Source organism: Gemmata algarum, assembly GCF_034097035.1.
Taxonomy (GTDB): Bacteria; Planctomycetota; Planctomycetia; order Gemmatales; family Gemmataceae; genus Gemmata; species Gemmata algarum.
The window spans coordinates 75,181-94,033 of record NZ_JAXBLV010000155.1 but is presented as its reverse complement, the minus strand read 5'-3'; the positions used below and the strand labels follow the sequence as shown (position 1 = coordinate 94,033).

The 18,853-nt window shown below is 65.4% G+C and carries 15 protein-coding genes and 1 pseudogene; 9 read left to right on the top strand and 7 right to left on the bottom strand.

What is annotated here, in order from left to right:
- From R5W23_RS12620 to R5W23_RS12605, 4 genes and pseudogenes are all read right to left on the bottom strand, one after another.
- Positions 1-2,119 (bottom strand): annotated as a pseudogene (locus tag R5W23_RS12620) (hypothetical protein); the annotation flags it as partial.
- A 377-nt stretch (positions 2,120-2,496) separates the two neighbouring features.
- On the bottom strand, positions 2,497-4,215 hold the full coding sequence (locus R5W23_RS12615) for a hypothetical protein (protein ID WP_320686627.1): 1,719 nt from the start codon (positions 4,213-4,215) through the stop codon (positions 2,497-2,499).
- 34 nt (positions 4,216-4,249) lie between these two features.
- Entirely contained in the window at positions 4,250-4,777 is a 528-nt protein-coding gene (locus R5W23_RS12610) for a GlcG/HbpS family heme-binding protein (RefSeq protein ID WP_261184077.1), read from the bottom strand.
- A 63-nt stretch (positions 4,778-4,840) separates the two neighbouring features.
- Entirely contained in the window at positions 4,841-5,746 is a 906-nt protein-coding gene (locus R5W23_RS12605; RefSeq protein WP_320686626.1) for an MBL fold metallo-hydrolase, read from the bottom strand.
- 194 nt (positions 5,747-5,940) lie between these two features.
- On the opposite strand from R5W23_RS12605, the gene R5W23_RS12600 reads away from it, so the two are divergent.
- The 3 genes from R5W23_RS12600 (at position 5,941) to R5W23_RS12590 (ending at position 7,850) form a co-directional block, all read left to right on the top strand.
- Positions 5,941-6,366 carry a cupin domain-containing protein gene (locus R5W23_RS12600; RefSeq protein WP_261184075.1) on the top strand — a complete coding sequence of 142 codons (426 nt, stop codon included), beginning with the start codon at positions 5,941-5,943 and terminating at the stop codon, positions 6,364-6,366.
- Between the two features lie 79 nt (positions 6,367-6,445).
- Positions 6,446-7,420, top strand: a complete 975-nt coding sequence (gene sigJ / locus R5W23_RS12595) for an RNA polymerase sigma factor SigJ (protein WP_320686625.1) — start codon at positions 6,446-6,448, stop codon at positions 7,418-7,420.
- Positions 7,356-7,850, top strand: coding sequence for a carboxymuconolactone decarboxylase family protein (locus R5W23_RS12590; protein ID WP_320686624.1), 495 nt, complete (start codon positions 7,356-7,358; stop codon positions 7,848-7,850). The genes sigJ and R5W23_RS12590 overlap by 65 nt, the downstream gene beginning before the upstream one ends.
- Positions 7,851-7,931: 81 nt before the next feature.
- Here the strand turns inward: R5W23_RS12590 and R5W23_RS12585 are convergent, their stop codons facing one another.
- Positions 7,932-9,200 carry a lactonase family protein gene (locus R5W23_RS12585; RefSeq protein ID WP_320686622.1) on the bottom strand — a complete coding sequence of 423 codons (1,269 nt, stop codon included), beginning with the start codon at positions 9,198-9,200 and terminating at the stop codon, positions 7,932-7,934.
- Positions 9,201-9,238: 38 nt separating this feature from the next.
- Positions 9,239-10,213: a quinone oxidoreductase family protein gene (locus R5W23_RS12580; RefSeq protein ID WP_320686621.1), complete on the bottom strand. Its 975-nt coding sequence runs from the start codon at positions 10,211-10,213 to the stop codon at positions 9,239-9,241.
- A gap of 169 nt (positions 10,214-10,382) precedes the next feature.
- Between R5W23_RS12580 and R5W23_RS12575 the strand changes: the two genes are divergently transcribed.
- Together R5W23_RS12575 and R5W23_RS12570 are read left to right on the top strand one after the other, a co-directional pair.
- A complete protein-coding gene (locus tag R5W23_RS12575) occupies positions 10,383-11,624 on the top strand; it encodes a competence/damage-inducible protein A (protein ID WP_320686620.1) in 1,242 nt (413 codons plus the stop codon).
- 5 nt (positions 11,625-11,629) lie between these two features.
- Positions 11,630-12,295, top strand: a complete 666-nt coding sequence (locus tag R5W23_RS12570; protein WP_320686619.1) for a protein-tyrosine phosphatase family protein — start codon at positions 11,630-11,632, stop codon at positions 12,293-12,295.
- A gap of 6 nt (positions 12,296-12,301) precedes the next feature.
- Here the strand turns inward: R5W23_RS12570 and deoC are convergent, their stop codons facing one another.
- Positions 12,302-12,988 carry a deoxyribose-phosphate aldolase gene (gene deoC, locus R5W23_RS12565; protein WP_320686618.1) on the bottom strand — a complete coding sequence of 229 codons (687 nt, stop codon included), beginning with the start codon at positions 12,986-12,988 and terminating at the stop codon, positions 12,302-12,304.
- A gap of 153 nt (positions 12,989-13,141) precedes the next feature.
- Here deoC and R5W23_RS12560 point away from each other — a divergent pair, with 153 nt between their 5' ends.
- The 4 genes from R5W23_RS12560 (at position 13,142) to R5W23_RS12545 (ending at position 18,759) form a co-directional block, all read left to right on the top strand.
- A complete protein-coding gene (locus tag R5W23_RS12560) occupies positions 13,142-14,440 on the top strand; it encodes an SH3 domain-containing protein (RefSeq protein WP_320686617.1) in 1,299 nt (432 codons plus the stop codon).
- A 1,032-nt stretch (positions 14,441-15,472) separates the two neighbouring features.
- Positions 15,473-16,996 carry a hypothetical protein gene (locus tag R5W23_RS12555; protein WP_320686616.1) on the top strand — a complete coding sequence of 508 codons (1,524 nt, stop codon included), beginning with the start codon at positions 15,473-15,475 and terminating at the stop codon, positions 16,994-16,996.
- Between the two features lie 47 nt (positions 16,997-17,043).
- A complete protein-coding gene (scpB, locus tag R5W23_RS12550) occupies positions 17,044-17,697 on the top strand; it encodes an SMC-Scp complex subunit ScpB (protein WP_320686615.1) in 654 nt (217 codons plus the stop codon).
- A 48-nt stretch (positions 17,698-17,745) separates the two neighbouring features.
- Complete coding sequence (locus R5W23_RS12545) at positions 17,746-18,759, top strand: sulfate ABC transporter substrate-binding protein (protein WP_261184063.1); 1,014 nt, start codon at positions 17,746-17,748, stop codon at positions 18,757-18,759.
- Positions 18,760-18,853 lie beyond the last annotated feature (94 nt).

Here is an 18,853-nt window from a genome sequence, read left to right as displayed (position 1 = left end):
GCTGGTTGAACCCGGCCGGATCGAATTCGTCGCCACCCGCGGGGCCACCCGGTTTAGGCGTACTCGCTTCACCGAACCCGCTGGCCGGTGGGATCGGAGGTGCCGCGGGCAAAACGGGTGGCTTCGGGAGCGCGGGTGCGGCCGGCGGAACCGTCGGGGGCAGTGGGGCTGTAGCCGGGATCGACGGCGTGCCCGGAATCGCTGGCGTGGCGGGCAACGCGGGCACCGGCGGAACCGCGGGGGCCGACGGTAACGCAGGGGCCGTCCGTGCTTCCGGCGGAACGGAGGGGATCGCGGGCGGAACAACCGGATCGACGCTCGGGACGGGCACCGTCGGGACCCCTGGCGCGGGGACCGAAGGAGCAACGGGCGTAGTCGGGGCCGGAACGATCGCCGGGCCGGCCGGCGGTAGAGACGTTTCGACCGCGGGCACCCCGGCCGGCGGCAACGCGGGTGCAGGTGCTACCGGGACCGTAGCGGTTGGCGCGAACACGTTCGGAACGACAGGAACGGCCGCCGCCGGTTTTGCGACCGCCATTGCGACCCAGGCTTCGAGCATTCGGTAAGCCACTGCTTGGCGCGTAGCAAACGACGGTGCCCGCTGCCCGCCGTGCGCCTGAAGGGATTTCAGCAGCAGCGGGCTGGCCGCCGGGTCGTCCTTGCGCAACTGCCCGGCGACGGTCCAAAGGTTAGCCCGCGTTGCCTTCGGCGTGGCGTTAGCCGGATCGACACGCGCCATCTTGAACGCCCCAACGATGGACGATTTCGCGTGGCACTCGGCGCATTGATTCGCCAGAATCGGCTGCACTTTCGTCGCGAAGAGTTTGATGGCTTCGGGCGGCAGGTCCGGGTCGCAATCGTTCGGACCCGTCGGTGCGGTCGGCCGTGCAGAGAGCTCCGTTGGCAGGTTTGGTGACGCGGGCGGGCTCATTTTGACTGCCCCGGCCGGCGGGAACTGTTGAAGCGATAACTCCAAGGAACGCACCAGTGCCGCTGCGTCGGCGTTCGCCGGCTGCAACTGTTGCACCTCGCGCGCCTCGGCAAGTGCCTGCTCACGCAGGCCACTGAACATGCACCACCGCGCGACCTTCAACCGGGCTACGGCGTCGGTTGCCGGCACCTTCGCGAGCTGGAACTTGTACACCTCGTCTTTGTTGTTTGCGACGAACTGTACCTGCCCTTTCCCGAACGGCCGGTCCAGTGCCCCTTGGCGAACGACAACGACATCGCCGCGCAGCGTCACCGCCCCCTCAATGATCTTGTCGTCTTTGAGGACCACGTACTTCGTGCCGGATAGTTGTTCCCCTTGCGTCGGCGTGCTGTCACCGACGACGGTGGGTGCCAGGGCCGCCGGAGCCGCCTGCACCGGAGGTTGCGGCACCGGGGTCGGGGCCGGGAGCGGCTTCGCGGGAGCGGCCGGCGGTGTGGGAACCGGTTGCGGCGCGGTACTCGGCGATACGGCGGGACCAACCGGCGCGTCAGGTTTGGCGGACGGGACCGCAGGCAGTTCGGCCGTCCTCGGGACCGTCGGAGCAGAGGGTACGGGGTCCAAAGCGGGGGCCGGAATCGGAGTCGGAGTCGGGAGCGGCAGAAGCGGCGTCGCGGAGGGCACGGGTTCTGAAGCCAAAGGCGGAGGGACCGAGGGGGCGGGGACTACAGGTTCCACCGCCGGAACCGGGACCACGCTCGCCGGCGGGGCGGGCAGAGGCACCGGCGTGGCTCCTTCGACCGCGGGCGGCGGTACTTCAGGCACGCTCGGTGGAACCACCGTCCCGGCCGGAATCACCGGCAACGCGGGCGGAGTGGTGCCGACAGGGTCGGTGTGTGCGACCGGCGTCACGACCGGCGGTGTCAAGGGGGGGGCTGATGACGCACCACCCGAGATGGGGAGCGCCGGGAGTTCGCCCGGTTTGGCCTGCCCTGCGGGCACAACCAGTGGCTCGTCCGGAGGAGCCGGTACGGCCGGCAGCGGAAGGCGCGGCACGTCGGTTGGTGGTGTGGCGTTCGCCGCGGCTTCGACCGGCGGCAACGGGCCGTTCAAGTTCGGGAGCTGGGCGTAGACGACCAGCGCTGCCACGGCCACTGCCGCGCCCGTGACGAGGTAATAGGTTGTCTTCATAGTTCCGCCCGCCATAGCGTCGTGCATTCTGGTAGGCAAGATCACTTCGCGGGCCGCGGACATTCAAACGAATGGGCTGTGGCGGGCGCATCAAGGGCACGCGGAACTTGTCGATCGGGGCGCCGAAGCCGAGTCGGTGGACCAGATCCGTAATAGCCTTGGTATGCTCTCGATCGATGTCGCCGAAGGCACGGACGAGCCCGCGGGTACGTCGCTCCTTGTGCGGGTGACGGCTCCGTTGGGTCACAGCTCCCGGCTCGTGCAGTTGAGCGGCTCGAACCGCCGTGCTACCCGCCCGCTAGCGTCCGGCCCATATGCGACGCTCAACCAGGTCACGTCGCGCTCGTCGCTCTGGTCCGTATTGTGCTGTAGGGGGATCAGTACGTCGGGCGGGTCACCGGCCCCTCGTCGCTTAACAGTGCGTGCAGCGCGGACGAATACAGAACGTGCCGCACGTCGCGGGGTTGGTCGTCCACAAGAACCGTGCGCTTCATCAGTCGTACCCCGTGGCTGTAGTCCACGTATGTTTCGCCGTGGACGATCGTCAGCGGCTGAATGGCTTTCCCATCGAGCTTGTGCCACCCGTAGATGGCGACTCGGCCGGGCTTCTCGGTCAGCCGATTCGATACCACCACATCTTTTTTGATCCCCGCGACCAGTTCGCCGACCTTCTGTCCGCGGCGCTGGTCCTCGATCAGCGCGTTGTGCTTCAAGAATGTCGACGGTCGCTCACGGTCCTCGGTGAGCGGTTTCGGCTCCAACTTGACGACCGCTGCGCGATACACCTCGTCAACGGCTTTACGGGTCGGTAGCGCGCACCCGAACGCGTCGGCGATTCGCGCTGCGGTTTGCGGAGTCATTGGTGCTCGGACGAAATCGGTGTCACTGCCCACTGCGAGGTAATCCGGCATGACCTCGAACACCGCAGTGCGTTCCTTGCCGCCCGCATCGCGCGACTTCGTCGTGATTTTCTGGAACGTTCGCAGGAACTCGGGAACATTTCCGCGGAGCACTTCTCGGGCAACTGCAGCTTCCCGTTCCGCAGGGGTAAGTTTGTCGAGTGATTTGAAGAACTCGGCCCCACCGACCGCACCGGCCGGCCGCTGAGGAATACCCGGTGCGGGCTGGACCCACGCGCCATACGCCCGTGGCGCACCGAACTCGCCCCAGGCCGGCTTCGCGCCCGGGTCGGTCAGGCCGCGGAGCAGTCCGTTCATTTCGCCCACCAGAGCGGTGTGGAGGATCTTGTTCTTCGGGTTTGCGTGAACCATTAGCGCGAGTTGCCCAGCGAGTGCGGTGCTGGTTGTGATGTCCCCGGCTTTGGTCTCTGCAAACGTCACGTCTTTGGTGAACCGCGTCCGCATGCGCTCGGTAGCACGGAAGGTTCCGCCGTCGGGGCCGACCACCTTCTTGCCGCCGAGTTCAACGTTTCGGTCGTCGTAGGCGATGACGACGAGGCGACGGTCCGTGTCGCCTTTTAGCCACACGAGCAACTTGTCCCCGTGTTCGTTTGCGTCGCTGTAGGCATAGTTCGCGTCGAGCAGCACAATCCGCTCGACCCAATCCGGGAGTTGATCGGCGCCATCAATGAACCCGAACAGAAAGCTGCCACCGCCGCTGTGCCCGGCCAGCGAGACACGCACCCTGACGCCGGGGACCCACTGGCGCAGCCGCGCGACCACTTTGCGAACCCGGTCGGGGGCGTCCTTGTAGTGGCGCTTCCACGCGGGCCAACTCAGCCCGTCGGCTTCGACGCACGCCAGTATGATGTTTTCGCCCGGGACGACCTCACGGAACTTCCGCACCTGGGCCGCGACGTGCTGAATATCAAAATGCCAGTCGACGCCGGCACCCGTCGCGCAGCCGAGCGTCTGCTCGATGGAATTGCCGTTGGGGGTCGCGTAGATGATGAGCCGAGTGGGCTTCTTCGGGTCGAACGTCGCGGGCGCGTTCGCGACCGCGCGGACGCCCTCCGCGACCCACTCCTCGCGCACCTGTTCGGCGAACCACGCGCTCGCGCGAAAGCCCGGCAGCGGGTGGGTCGTTACGGGCTCGCCGAGGGCGAGTGTTACGACGGTCAGAAGTACGAGCGGCATCTTCCACCCACTTTCGCCGCACGAGCGGCGGTAGCTATTTTTTCTCGGCCAGTACGTCGAGCAGCGCCTGAACGCCGGCCTTGGCGACTTCGGCGTCCTGCTCGCCGCTCCCGCCCCCCACTCCGACCGCGCCCACAACTTGTCCGTCGATCACGATGGGAATTCCGCCCTTGAGAGGTGTGATTTTACCTCCGCTGGCGGTCTGAATGCCCAGGCTCAGCAGCACGTCCGGTTCGCCTTTGGCCGGCAGCGTTCCCGACTCTTGGCGGAACATGGCCGCAGATACGGCTTTGCTCAGAGCGGTCGCGCCGCTCGCCGGCCGTGCCCCGTCCATGCGGGCGAACGCGAGCAGGTGGCCGCCGTCGTCCACCACGGCGATGTTCGACTTCAACCCCATCGCCGCGGCCTTCTTTTTGGCGGCCGTGAGTGCCGTCTCCGCGCCCGCAAGATTCAACTGCACCCGGTTCCGCGTCACCAGTGGGGGCTGCTTCTCCTGAGCCGAAGAACCGGCATGGGAGGCCGATAGTACCATCAGTGAGAGCGTCCAATGGAGTGCGTGCATGGTGACCTTTCGGGAGAGCGTGCGAGCTGGCGGACCGGCCCCTGATGGACGTTGTAGGGGCCGTCAGCCCCCGATGCACTTGAGATAGCGCTCCGCAGAACGCTCGACCGCTCCCTTCGCGTCGGTGGCCACGACTTGGTCCGGGAACGCGCCGTAGAGCCGCTCGAACGCGAAAGGCTTCAGACTCTTCAACACCTGTCGAATCGCGGTCGGGCCGAGGGGGATCAGGTTCGGGTAGGAGTACATGAAACTGACCCACTTCCGGTCCAGGCACACGTAGGGTTGGTCGCCGCTCAGGAGCACGCCTTTTCCCGCGGCCCCTGCGGGCCAGTGGAGCACTTGAAAGCCGTCGAAGTGCCCGCCCGTCTTCACCAGCGTTAGACCACCGAGCAAGGACTTCGTTTCGCCCTCCCAGAACTTGACCACGGTGTCCGGCCGCATCACCCATTTCGCATCGAGTTTGTGGATGTAGACCGGTACCTTCCCGAACGCGTTACTCCACTCGACCATTGTTGTGTAATAGTGGGGGTGGCTGACCGCGATAGCGGCCAGGCCGCCGAACTTCTCGATGGCCGCGACCGTGGCGTCGTTGAGCGGCGGGACGCAGTCCCACAGCACGTTGCCCTCTTTGGTGCGGACCAGGAACGCCCGCTGGCCGATTCCCGCTTTCGGCTGCGTGTGAATCGAGTGCAGCCCCGGCTCCTCCTCGGTAAATACGTTCTTGTGGGTTTTGGCGTATTCGGTCAGAGTGGTCCACCTCTGCCCGCCGTGGCCGACGTACTGGCGCTCGTCCAAACAGATCGGGCAGCCGTCCGGCTCTTTCGGAGCGCCGACAAACTGCGTTCCACAGGTCACACAGATGAAGTGCGTCATGGCGGGTGCTCCGGTCGAAGTCGCGCCGGTAATTCCGAGAGCGCCGGCAGCGGTCGAGTACGCGAGGAACGTCCGGCGGGTTTCGCGGTGCGCCATAATTGCTCCGTATTGCCGAACGGGCGATTTGTCCCTCTCATTGTAGGTCCGAGCCGGCCCCTCCCTCTGTGCCACATTTCTGACTGCACACAGCCGTTCTCGAAAATCCCGCCGCGGCGTCACAAAACCATCCCCCTCTCCGTCCTTGGAGGCGAAGGCCGGACGCATCCTGCCCGTTTAAAGGAGAAGTAGCCGTGATCCGCACTTTGTTGACGCTCACCGCAGGTATCGGGATCGGGTTCGGGGGGCTGGGCGCGGCCCGCCACGGCGAGAAATCTTCGGTCAAACCGTTCGCCGTGTCGAACATCGTCGAGAAACTCGACGGAAAGGACGCGAAGGTTACGTTCGTCGAAGTCATACTGGAACCCGCCCAGGCGGGCGCACCGCACCGGCACCCCGGCCCGGTGTTCGGGTACGTGTTGGAAGGCGAGTACGAATGGGCCGTTGACGATCGGCCGGCCAAGGTGCTCAAGACCGGCGAGACGTTCTACGAGCCGACCGGGTCTCTGCACCGGGTGTCGAAGAACCCGGCCGCGAAGGGCATGACCCGTGTACTGGCAGTGGTGCTGCACCCGCGCGACGCCAAGGAACTCGCGGTTCCCGAGGCGAAAAAGCACTGACCCGCGATCACGCGCGACGGGTCCGTTCGGCTCCGCGAGAGCCGATCTGGCGAATCGATCGAACGAAGAGAGTCGTAACGTGAGCGAGGCGCCGATTCCGGACGTGGAACAGTTCCGGCACAAACTGCTAGCGGTCGCGTACCGGATGCTCGGGACCGTAGCCGACGCCGAGGACGCGGTTCAGGACGCGTACCTCCGGTACCACCAGCACGCGACCGATATCAACTCGCCCGAAGGCTGGCTGGTGCGGACCACTACCCGACTGTGCATCGACCGGTTGCGGACCGCGCGGCGCGAAGAGTACGTCGGCCAGTGGCTGCCCGAGCCGGTTCCCGAGACCTGGGGCGGCGCGGGCAGCGATCGCGCGGAACTGACGGAATCGCTCTCGATGGCGTTCCTGGTGCTGCTCGAAACGCTGTCGCCCGCCGAACGCGCCACGTACCTGTTGCGTGAGGTGTTAGGGTACGAGTTCGACGAGATCGGCGAGGTGCTCGAAAAGACGCCGGTCAACGTGCGGCAGATCGCGGCCCGCGCGAGGAAGCGCCTCGAGACCCGCGAGCGCCGGTACGCGGCCCCGGTCGGGGTGGCGGACGACTTGGCGGCCCAGTTCTTCGCCGCTTGCCGGTCCGGTGACGCGGGCGCTATTGAAGCGATGCTCGCGGCCGACGTGACGCTCATATCGGACGGCGGCGGAAAGGCGTTTGCGGCCAAGGAACCGGTGGTCGGAACGCGGAAGGTCGCCAACCTGTTCGCGGTGGTGTTCCGAAAGTTGCGGCCCGTGAGCAAACTGACCCTCACGACGATCAACGGCGGCCTCGGTGCGGTGTTCGTCACCAATGGTGCCCCTTTTGAGGTCATCACGCTCGCTACCGAGGGCGCGAGTGTGAGCCGTCTTTATGTGACTCTGAACCCCGACAAATTGCGCCTTTGGTCCGACGCGCCTGCCGGCGCCGGAACGAAGCGCCCGTTGCCCTGGAGCAAGAACGCCAATGGAACCCCGCCTGAACTACGTGAAGCTGAGCCCGGAGCCGCTGAAGGCGATGTACGGGATTGAAACGTACCTCCGCGGCTGCGGGCTCGAGCATAGCCTGCTGGAACTGGTGAAGACCCGCGCATCGCAGATCAACGAGTGCGCGTTCTGCCTGGACATGCACACCCAGGACGCCCGCGCGGCCGGCGAGACCGAACAGCGGCTGTACGCGCTCAACGCGTGGCGCGAGACGCCGTTCTACACCCCACGGGAGCGGGCCGCGCTGGCCTGGACTGAAGCGGTCACGCAGTTAAACGGTCACGTGCCGGACGCGGTTTACGACGAGGTGCGTCCGCACTTCACCGAAAAGGAGTTGGCGGACCTCACGTGGGCGGTAGTCGCAATCAACGGCTGGAACCGGCTAGCGATCAGCTTCCGTACCGTGCCCGGAACGTACAAGCCCCTGATGCGAGCCCAGATGACCGCTCAAATCACCGGTGCCACGGTCAACTGAGTTGAGCGGCCGGCGCGGTTGTCGTGGAGCCCTCGCCCGCCCGCGGCGCCCGTGGATACGGGCGCCGCGGGCGGATGTTCATCAACCCTTCTCCTTCAGGTCCAGAAACGCAACACACGACGGGTTACCGACCGGGGTGTAATGCCCGGTGAAGCTCAGCGCTCCGGTTTTCCGATCCGTCCGGAACACGGTCACGTGGTCCGCTCGTTGGTTGCAGCAGTAGAGAAACGCCCCGGTCGGGTCGAAGCTAAAGCTGCGGGGGTAGTTACCCCGCGTCCACTCATCGCCCACGTGGGTCAAATCGCCGGTCTCTCCGATCGCGAAGATGCCGATGCTGTCGTGTAACCGGTTGCCGACGTACAGGAACTTCCCGTCTGCCGATACCAGAATCTCGGAGCAAAAGTTACTCCCCGCATATCCTTTCGGCAGTGTGGAGATCGTTTGTCGGGCGGTCAGCTTGCCGGAGTCGGCGTCGTACTCGAACCGCACCACGTTGGAGCCCTCCTCCTGGACCGAGTACAGCCATTTGCCGTTGGGATGGAAGGAGAAGTGCCGCGGGCCGTCGCCCGGCGGCAGCGATACCGGCGCGGGGTCGTTGGCCGTCAGCGTGCCGTTCTTTGCGTCGAACTTCCACACGAAGATCGCGTCCAACCCGAGATCGACGTGCAGTACGTACCGGCCCGACGGGTCCGTTTGGATCTGGTGCGCGTGGGTGCGATCGTGGCCGCTAAAAGCGAAGCTCCCCTTGGGTGCGTTTGCAGCCTTCGTCGGGCCGATCTTGCCGGCGTCGCGCTTCACATCCGTTGCGTCCCCGAGTTTCCCGTCGTCGAGTACGGGAAGCACCGCGACCGAGCCCCCGAAGTAGTTCGCCACGAACAGGAACTTACCCGACGGGTGCAGGCTCACGTAAGTCGGTCCGGCGCCGCCGGATTTTACCGTATTGAGCGGCTTCAGGTTGCCGTTGCTTCGGTCGATCGCAAAGGCCGTAACGGTCCCCTCCTTTTGGTCCCCCTGGCGATCAGTTTCGTTCGCGGAGTAGAGGTGTGTTCCGGTCGAGTTCACCGTCACGTGACTCGGGCTCGTCCCCATCTCGTGAACGCCCGTCGGCGTCAGCGCGCCCGTGGCACGGTCCACACGGAAGATATGAATGCCGCGGCCGTTACCGGGCGGCAGATCGACCTGCGTCGGGAGCACGTCCTTGAGCGGGGAGCTGAACGTACCGACGTAAGCGATCAGCGGGGCGTCGGCGTCTTGCGGTTGCGCCGATGCGAACCCGCCCGCGAGGGGGACGGCTGCCGTTGTGGCGGAAAGCGCGAGGAACTCGCGGCGCGAGCGATCAAAAGGCGTCACGCGGGGGCTCCGGGAAATGGATCATAAGGCGGGAGGGATCAGGGTGTCATTACGACCGAGCCGACGGTGCGGCGGCCTTCGAGGTCGCGGTGGACCTGTTGCGCGTCCGCCAGCGGGTACACGTGGCGCACCTCGACCTTCACGGCGCCGCTGCGCAAAACGTTGAACACGTCGTTGGCGGTCGCTTCGAGGTCCGCGCGGGTGGCCGTGTAAGTGGCCAGCGTCGGCCGGGTGAGGAACAGCGACCCCTTCTGCGACAGGATGGTGAGGTCGAACGGCGTCACCTTGCCGGACGAGTTCCCGAAGCTGACCATCAACCCGAGCGGGCGCAGGCAGTCGAGCGAGTTGAGGAACGTGTCCTTCCCGACCGAGTCGTACACCACCGGCACCCCCGCCCCGCCGGTCAGTTCCTTCACCCGGGCGGCGATGTCCTCGCGCGTGGAAACGATGACGTGGTCGCACCCGTGCGCGCGGGCGATCGCGGCCTTTTCGTCCGACCCGACGGTGCCGATGACGGTCGCGCCGAGCGCCTTCAGCCACTGGCACGCGATCAACCCGACCCCGCCCGCGGCGGCGTGGAACAGCACCGTTTCGCCCGTCTTCACCGGGTACGTGCGCCGAATGAGGTACTGCGCGGTCATGCCCTTCAGCATCACTGCGGCGGCGGTCCGGTCGTCGATGCCCGCAGGGATCGGCAGCAGAACCTCGGCGGGCACCAGCCGGCTCTCGGCGTAAGCGCCGCGCGGGCCGCCGGCGTACACCACGCGGTCGCTGGGTCGCACAACCGTCACCCCCGGCCCAACCGCCTCAACGACGCCCGCGGCCTCGCTTCCGATTCCGCTCGGGAGCGGGACCGGGTACAACCCGGACCGGTGGTAGGTATCGATGAAGTTCACACCGACGGCGGTGTGTCGCACGAGCGCCTGCCCCGCGCCGGGAGCGCCAACCTCTACTTCTTCCCAGCGGAGCACCTCGGGGCCGCCCGTCTCGGTGATGCGAACTGCTTTCGGCATGGTTCACCCGTGATAGTTGTGGAATCAAGATACGTCGGCGCCTGCCGGCGGGACACCTCGACCCAGCCCGAGCCACAAGTGCGGCGCCGAAGCAACCGCGCGGGCGTAAGCTACCGCCAGGGTCTTTCCCTTCTGGACCGCCACATAATTGAGCCCCGGAACAACGCCGATGAAAGTCGAAGTCATCTCCATCGGGACCGAACTGACCAGCGGGCAGAACCTCGACACCAACGCGCAGTGGTTGAGCCGGCGGCTCGCCGAGATCGGCATTCCGGTTGCGTTTCACACGACGGTCCGGGACGACCTCGCCGAGAACGTCGAGTGCTTCAAGATCGCGACCAAGCGCGCGGACCTTGTCATTACGACGGGCGGTCTGGGACCGACGCAAGACGACCTGACCCGTGAGGTGATCGCTGCGGCTGCTGGGGTGGAACTCGTGGAACACGCGGCGTCGCTGGCGCACATCGCAGAGATGTTCGCCAAGCGCGGGCGGGTGATGCCGGATCGTAATCATGTTCAGGCGCTGATTCCCGCAGGTGCGGAACCCATTCTCAACGTTGCAGGCACTGCGCCGGGGGTGTGGGCGCAGGTCGGACGCGCCCAGGTGATCGCGATGCCCGGGGTGCCGTCCGAGATGCACCGGATGTACCTGGAACAGGTTCAGCCGAAGCTCTTGGCGATGGGGCTGGGCGGCGGCGTGTTTATCCAGCGCAAGATCAACACGTTCGGCACGGGTGAGTCTGCTGTCGAAGCGAAGCTCCTCGACCTTACCCGCCGCGGGCACGTTCCCGAGGTCGGCATCACCGTCAGCGACGCGGTGGTCTCGCTCCGCATTCTCGCCCGCGCACCGACCCTGGCCGAAGCCGAGGCACAGATCGCTCCGGTGGAAGCCACGATCCGCGAGCGCCTCGGCGAGCTGGTGTTCGGCACCGAGGACGACGATTTGCAAGGGGCGGTCGTGCGGTTGCTGCACGAGAAGCGCAAGACCCTTGCGACCGCGGAGAGCATCACCGGCGGGCTCGTCGCGCATCGGGTGTGCCTAGTGCCCGGCGCGAGCGACTTCTTCATGGGCGGTGTGGTGAGCTACACCGACGAGGTGAAGCACCGCGAGCTGGGGGTTCCGAAAGAACTGCTGGACCGTTTCGGCGCGGTGAGCGAACCGGTCGCGCGGGCGATGGCCGAAGGGGTCCGCGCGAAGTTCGGAACCGACTATGGCGTGTCGACAACCGGCTTCGCGGGACCGGCCGGCGGCACCGAGGAGAACCCGGTGGGCACGGCCTACGTGGGGCTGGCGCACGCCGACGGGTGCGAAGTGGTTCGCTGGGGCTGGCTCGGCACGCGGTACGAGATCATGAGCCGAACCGCGAAACTCGCGCTTAACGCCGTGCGGTTGAGGCTCATGAAGGTGTGATGCCGATGGCAACGATGCCCATACACGATCCGGTCACCGATGTCTGCTTTGGTTTTGTTTTTGTGGCACAGGCACAACTACCCGGGCCGTTAATCAGAACCGTCTTGCCTGGAGAACTCATGGAATCACCTGCCACGCAGGTGCGGATTGGCGGGTATTCCGCTGCGAGTCTGCTGCTCGAGCGCGAGCCGAAGCAGTGGCACACGCTGATTCTGCTCGACTCCGGGAGGCAAGTGACGGATTTCGTGAACGCGCAGTCACTTTCGAGTCTCGTGCTTCGCTTTGACGATGTGGAGGGGCCGAGCCCCAACTTGCTTCCGCCTTCGGGCCTTCAAATCGCTCAGGCCCTAACTTATGCAAAGGGCAAGGAGCGGCTGTTGGTGAGTTGTCGGGCCGGACGAGGGCGAAGTGTTGCACTTGCGTATCTCATCACCTACCAAGCGCGCGGTGTCGCTGACGCGCTGGCGGTACTCGACCCCACCCGACACCGCCCGAACCGGCTTGTGGTGAGATTGGGTGAATCAGTGCTTGAGAAGCCGGGCGCGCTGAGTGCGTTTGACGACTGGTGTGCCCGGCACGCTCACATTCAGTTATCCGATTACTACGACGAGATGGAGAAGGAATTCGAGGCTCTGGAGGCGCAGGGGGCCACGAACCGCATTTGCCCGTGAGCGGCCCTACACAACGCCCTTAGCCTTCGCGTCGTCGAGAATCGCTTTCGTCGCGGTGGCGCCGACCCGGGTCACCCCGATGGCCCGCACCTCCATCAACTTCTCGAACGTGCGGACCCCGCCCGCGGCCTTGACCTGGACCCATGCCGGGCTGTGCTCACGCATCAGTTTCAAGTCTTCGATCGTGGCACCGGTTTCGGCGTAGCCGGTGCTTGTCTTCACCCAGTCGGCACGCACCTCGCCGCAAATCCGGCACAACTCGCGCTTGTGTTCGTCCTTCAGGTAGGCGTTCTCGAAGATCACCTTCACCTTTGCGACCCGGGCGTGAGCCGCACGCACCACGGCCGCGATGTCGTCGGCGACGTAGTTCCACTCGCCGCTCAGCACCTTGCCGATGTTAACGACCATGTCGAGTTCGGTAGCCCCGTCGTCCATCGCGCGTTCGGCTTCAAACACCTTGACCGGCGTGAGGTGCGCGCCGTGCGGGAACCCGATGACGGTGCTCGCCTGGACGGTGCTCCCCGCGAGCAGTTTGGCCGCGAGGCGGACGGCGTAGGGCTTGATGCACACTGACGCGGCTCCCAACTCGCGCGCCAGCAGGCAACCGCGTTCCAGGTCCGCGTCGGTCAAGTTGGGCTGGAGCAGTGAGTGATCGAACATGCGCGCAAGGTCGGCGAGCGTGGGGTTCGACATCGGGCACCGAGGAGGTAAGGAGAATCCGGGTTAGGAGCGTCCCCGTCAGGATAGGACCCCTGCGCCGCCGCCGACCGACCTTGATCGGTTCCGGGGTCATGGTATGCGTGGAGTAACGCTCGAATCCAAGAGCACTGACCCGGAGAATCCCCCATGCTCCGAACCCCGCTCGTCGGGTTGCTCGCGCTGTCTTTTGCGGTCACCGCGTCGGCGGAATCGCAACCTTATAAAGCAGTTGTGATCGATGAAGAGGTCAAACTGCGCGCCGGCCCGAGTGACAATTTCCCCGACACCGGTACGCTCCCCAAAGGCGCCACGGTCCTCGTAGAAAAGGACGAGGGGAACGGGTGGCTTGCCGTAGCCACCTACGGGACTTCCGTGAGCTGGGTGCAAACGCAGTTCATTCGCGACCCGCTGCGTGAAAGCGCCGAACACGCTGGAGAGCCCGCTCGCGAACTGCCCGTACCGCGGCACGTGATCGTCGATCACGATGAGGAGGACGAGGTCACGCTGGCGGCTGGCAAAGTCGGCCTCAACCACCCGCTCAATAGCCGCCGCATTAAAATCCCTCGCGGCACTCCGTTAACCCTCATCGGGCCGAAGGGTAACTTCGCTGTCAAGGATGGCGAAGCGCCCAAGACGTGGTACATGATCGTGTCGCCCGCAGGAGACTTTCGCTACCTGCCCAAGACCGCGGTGCAACTCGAGAAGTCCGCAAGCAGCAGTTACACCGTTCGCGTGAACGAAACGGTAGCCCCCTTACCCCCTGGTGCGGATGCCGGGGCGAAACCGCTGTCCGCGACCCCCGCGGGCGGAGCGGTTGCGTCCGTCCCAGGCCCTGCGGTTACGCCCGCGGCAGCCGGCGGCGCAACCCCAAGCAAGCCCATCGTGAACCACCCTCTCTGGGCACAGGCGGAAGCGGCCGAACGAGAGAACCGCCTCAGTGACGCGGAAAAGCTCTACTACCAGTACGCCGCGGAGATCCGCCGGACGAACGGCGACTACGACATCGCGACCCTGTGCTTCACCCGCATCCACGCCATCCGCGAGAAGCAGCGCGGCACGACCCGCACGGCCACTGCGACGCCAGTGCCGAACGCCGTGCGGCCGGCGGGACGGGACGAACTTGTGGCGCGTCCCAGCAGCAGTGGCGAGCGTCGGGTGACGGTCGGGGTTCCCGAACCGTTGCCCCCCGCAGCCGATCCGGAAGAGCGGGGCGGGTGGCACGCGGGGACGCTCCGGCGGTCGAACATGACGCCGGACGGCCCGAACCGTCAACTCTACATGCTCGAGACCCCGCAAGGCGTGGTGGAACTGTACGTCGCCGCCGGAGCGGGTGTCGATCTCAATCGTTACCTCGGGAGGCGCGTAAACGTGTACGGCACACCGACTTCTCGAACCGGTCTTCAGAAACCGTACCTCGTCGCAACAGAAGCTGAACCAATGCGGTAAGTGAAACGTCGACGGGCTGATGTGAGGTTGGTTGTGTAATTGTGAGATATTTCGCGCGGGCACGGCACGAATCCGCGGCTACGTTTGTCTTGAGCCGCCCCAGTCCCTTCGGCGGTTTGTAACGGAGCGCCTTGTGCGTAAGGTGGGGGCGGGTGGATTCGATCGGACGCGCAACGAATTCCGTTCTAAACTGGCGCAAGATTTCGCGCAACCTGTTCTCAATCGCGGCCTCGTGGCTGTCGGCGCGCTGTTCGCGGGCTAGGGGCGACAGTTGCTCCCCGACCCGACCGTGCGGCCGCCAGACGATTTCGTGGAGTATTGGGCCGCGGCGAAGCTCACGCTGGGCGGCCAGAATCCGTTCGATGGCGAACTGTTGCTGCCGCTAGCAACGCGCCGGCCGGCACACCCCACACGCAACGCGGTGGCTGACGCGGCGTGTGCGGCTATTCCGCTCGTGTTGAACCCGCACGTTTGGCATCAGTACGCCACGGCGATGGCGAACCGCCCGCCGTCGCAGTGGCGTACTGATGCTGGGGACCGTGCTGCGAAGGGTGCTCAGGTCGGGACACTTTCGGTTGTAGTTCGTGTCGATCGCGATCGGTGTGGTGTGGTTCCTTTGGTAACGATGGCAGCGGTTGCGGGTTAGCGGCTGGGCCACGTGACTGCCGCTGGTACTGCTGGTGTCCTTTTGCACGGCCCCATACGGAGTGTGGCCGTTCGATATGGTGTTGCTGCCGGCCGTGTTCGCGGTGATCGCCAAGTGCCTGCCTTCTCAACACGCTCTCGTAGAACAGAAGGTAGAGGCCACCTCTCAACCCTTCTTCGCGTGGGTAGAAAGAGGGGCTCATCCACGTCCGCACTGGCGGCATTGGTCGCTGTGAACGCCGGTTGTTTCGTGATGAACCTGTTCAAACTCGGGTCGTTTTGGTTCCTCTGGTGGATGGCGCCCGCCGTGTTGCTCATCTACGCGCTACGGCCCCGCCGGCAGTGCCCTGTTGAAACGCGATCCGTTCACACCGTCTCGGTGCCGGCATGACCCTTCCGCGCTGGCTCGGCCCCGGGGCTGTGGCGTTTTTACTCGTGTGGCTGCTGCTCTTGGGGGCCGGCCGCTCGCGGTTCTTTATCGACCCGGGCACGTTCTGGCACACCACCACCGGCGAACTGATCCTGAAGGACGGGTTCGTCCGCACCGACCCGTACACCTTCACGTTCGCGGGACAGTGGTGGGTGCCGTACCAGTGGCTCGGCGAGGTCGCGATGGGCGCCGGCCATCGCGTCGGCGGGTTCGACACGCAGCTCCTCGGCGCGGTGACCCTGCTCGCGGCCCTGTTTGCGTGGCTCGCGGTTCGGCTGTGGCGCACCGGGCTCCACCCGGCCGTCGTTGCCAGCGTTGTGGCGCTGGCGCTGGCGTCGGCCGGCTCGCACTTTCACGTCCGCCCGCACCTGTTCACGCTCGCGGCAATGGCGGCGGTCGCGGTCGCGCTCGCTGAGGCCGACGTGAGCCGCCCGAAACTCAACCGCCTGTTTTGGCTGATTCCGTTGTGCGCTGTGTGGACCAACGTTCACGGGGGCGCACTCGGCGGAATCGGAACGATCGGCATCGTGTTCGCGGGCTGGGTGCTGGCGTGGAAGCTAGGCCGCCCGGCTCCGGTCAAGAACTGGCGCGACGCGGGGTTGTTGCTCCTGGTCGCGCTGGGTTGCGGGCTCTCAACGCTTGCTAACCCGTATGGCACCGACATGGTGAAGACTTGGCTCGTCATCATGAACGCGGGCGAGTTGCGCGAGATCATCGCGGAACACCGCCCGTTCGACGTGACCGCGTCCTACGCGTGGCCCGTGCTGGCACTGGCGCTGCTTTACCTGCTCGTGCTTTACGACGTGAAACGTAGCGCCCTGCGCGTGTCCTGGCTGTTACCGCTCGTGTGGCTCGCGCTCAGCTTCAGCCGGTGCCGGCACGTGTCGCTGTTCGCCGTCGTCACACTGGTCACGGTGACGGCAATGTGGAAGCACACGCGCTGGGCGCTGTGGCTCGCCGCCCGGCGGCCCGACCTGTATCAACCCGGCAGTGCCCGTACGCGCCCGTGGTGGGCGCACGTGTGGGCGCCCGCACTTGCGGTGTCGCTGGCGCTCGGACTTCAGGTGGCGCGGGTGCCGGTACCGCTGATCGGCTCGGGTTGGGCGACACACGACCCGACCGCTTGGCCGGTTGATGTGCTCGACGCTCTCAAAGAGCACGAGCCGAGGGCGGGTGAGCCGAACCGTCTGTTTAACTCGGAGTACATTTACGGCGGGTTTGTGATCTACCACGCGCCGGGGTACAAGGTGTTCGTGGACGACCGGTGCGAGCTGACCGGCGGGCCGTGGCTCGTCAATTACGTCCACGCGGCCGAAGCGCCCGGGGCCGCGGTCACCGACTGGCAAGACCGCTACGGACGCTTCGACTTCGCGCTCACGCGAACCGGCACGCCGTTCGATGAGTGGTTCCGCGCCTCTCCCGAATGGCGACCGATCAAATCGACACCGACGGCCACGTTTTATACCCGCCGCTCACATTGAGCGGGCGGCCGAGAAGTGGTATAGCCGAGTCCCGGAGGGACTAAGCTGTGAACCACCTGCGCCAAAAGTTCGGCACCGCGTGTGTGCGGCCGTACACAAGGCGCCCGGGTAACGTCACACTTCCACACGCCCTACACGACCGCGGGGATCGCACGGCACCCGCTACGCATCCGGGAGCACGGGATGCGAAGCTCTCCAGACTCGAAGCGGCACTGTTCTTGGCGGACGAACCGCTCCCGGCACGAAAGCTCGCCGAGGTGGTCGGCCTCCGCGGGGTGGCAGAGGTCCGCGAACTCGTGGCCCGGCTCCAACAGTTCTACGACACCGACGGGTCTGCATTTCAGGTCGAAGAGATCGCCGGCGGCTACCAACTCCTCACACGCACCGTTTATCACACTTGGCTCGCCAGACTCAAACGCACGGGCCACGAACTGAAGCTCTCTCCGGCGGCGCTCGAAACCCTGGCGGTGATCGCCTACAAGCAGCCGATCATGCGCGCCGAGGTGGAAAAGGTGCGAGGGGTGGCGTGCGGTGAGGTGGTGCGACAGCTCATGGAAAAGGGGCTCGTCCGTATTGCCGGGCGCCACGACTCGCTGGGCCGCCCGCAGGTCTATGGCACCACCAAGAAGTTCCTCCAGGCATTTGGGCTCAATACGCTTTCCGACCTGCCAGAAGTCGAATCGTTACGCCCGCCGCCTTAGCACGTTCATAGATTAAGTGAGGATTTCGTCCTCATCCGGCACAATGACATGAACCGCCGCACGTTCTTGACTGCTGCCTCGGCCGCCGCTTTATCCGCCGGCGGGGGGTGCCTGGGTTCCAGTTACGACTTTGAACTGCTGAACGTTTCCTACGACCCGACCCGCGAGCTTTATCGGCGTATGAATCGCCTGTTCGCCGAACACTACGCCGCGCAGACCGGAAAACGGGTGCGGGTGCGCCAGTCGCATGGCGGGTCCGGCAGCCAGGCGCGGTCGGTGACTGATGGAATCCAGGCGGATGTTGTTACGTTGGCGATGTGGGCCGACATTAACAACATCCGCTCCAAAAAGCTGATCGCCGACAACTGGGAATCGCGGCTCCCCAACAACTCGCTTCCGTACTACTCAACGATCGTGTTTACCGTGCGGAAGGGGAACCCGCACGGCATTGAACAGTGGAGCGATCTGGTTGATAAGCCCGGCGTGAAGATTATCACCGCCAACCCCAAGACCGGCGGCGGGGCCAAGCTCAACCTGCTCGGCGCGTGGCTCGCGGTGCGGCACGACGGCGGATCGGTGAGCGACGCCCGGAAGTTCATCACAGAGATGTACCGGCGCGTCCCGGTGTTGGACACCGGCGCGCGCGGGGCCACGGTGACGTTCGCCCGCAAGAACATCGGTGACGTTCACCTCACCTGGGAAAACGAGGCGTGGCTGGAGAAGCGCGAGTTGAAGGACGAAATCGAAATCGTGTATCCGAAGGTGAGCATCCGGGCCGAACCGCACGTCGCGCTGGTGGACGCGAACGTGGACCTTAAAGGCACCCGCGCCCCGGCCGAGGAGTACCTCCGGTTCCTCTACACGAACGCGGCCCAAGAGCTGATCGCAGAAACGTTCTTTCGCCCCGGGAACGCGGACGTGGCGGCGCGCCACGCGGGCCGGTTCCCGCCGATCGAGCTGATTCGCGCCACCGCGTCCGGTCTCGGTGGGTGGAACAAGATCCAAACGGACTTCTTTTCCGAGGGCGGCCTGTTCGATCAGATCTATCAATCCGCCCGGTGAGTTCCGGTCGTGGTGTGAGCCATCACCACGTTTCAGGTAAAAGCTACAACTTCTGCTTCACAGCGCACGCGCGTTATACTACATAAAGTACTAT

Excerpts from the sequence above, each read along its gene's own strand:
- R5W23_RS12615 (WP_320686627.1), bottom strand. The coding sequence starts at position 4,215 with ATGCCGCTCGTACTTCTGACCGTCGTAACACTCGCCCTCGGCGAGCCC.
- R5W23_RS12610 (WP_261184077.1), bottom strand. The coding sequence starts at position 4,777 with ATGCACGCACTCCATTGGACGCTCTCACTGATGGTACTATCGGCCTCC.
- R5W23_RS12605 (WP_320686626.1), bottom strand. The coding sequence starts at position 5,746 with ATGGCGCACCGCGAAACCCGCCGGACGTTCCTCGCGTACTCGACCGCT.
- R5W23_RS12590 (WP_320686624.1), top strand. The coding sequence starts at position 7,356 with ATGGAACCCCGCCTGAACTACGTGAAGCTGAGCCCGGAGCCGCTGAAG.
- R5W23_RS12580 (WP_320686621.1), bottom strand. The coding sequence starts at position 10,213 with ATGCCGAAAGCAGTTCGCATCACCGAGACGGGCGGCCCCGAGGTGCTC.
- R5W23_RS12575 (WP_320686620.1), top strand. The coding sequence starts at position 10,383 with ATGAAAGTCGAAGTCATCTCCATCGGGACCGAACTGACCAGCGGGCAG.
- R5W23_RS12570 (WP_320686619.1), top strand. The coding sequence starts at position 11,630 with ATGGCAACGATGCCCATACACGATCCGGTCACCGATGTCTGCTTTGGT.
- deoC (WP_320686618.1), bottom strand. The coding sequence starts at position 12,988 with ATGTCGAACCCCACGCTCGCCGACCTTGCGCGCATGTTCGATCACTCA.
- R5W23_RS12560 (WP_320686617.1), top strand. The coding sequence starts at position 13,142 with ATGCTCCGAACCCCGCTCGTCGGGTTGCTCGCGCTGTCTTTTGCGGTC.
- R5W23_RS12555 (WP_320686616.1), top strand. The coding sequence starts at position 15,473 with ATGACCCTTCCGCGCTGGCTCGGCCCCGGGGCTGTGGCGTTTTTACTC.
- R5W23_RS12545 (WP_261184063.1), top strand. The coding sequence starts at position 17,746 with ATGAACCGCCGCACGTTCTTGACTGCTGCCTCGGCCGCCGCTTTATCC.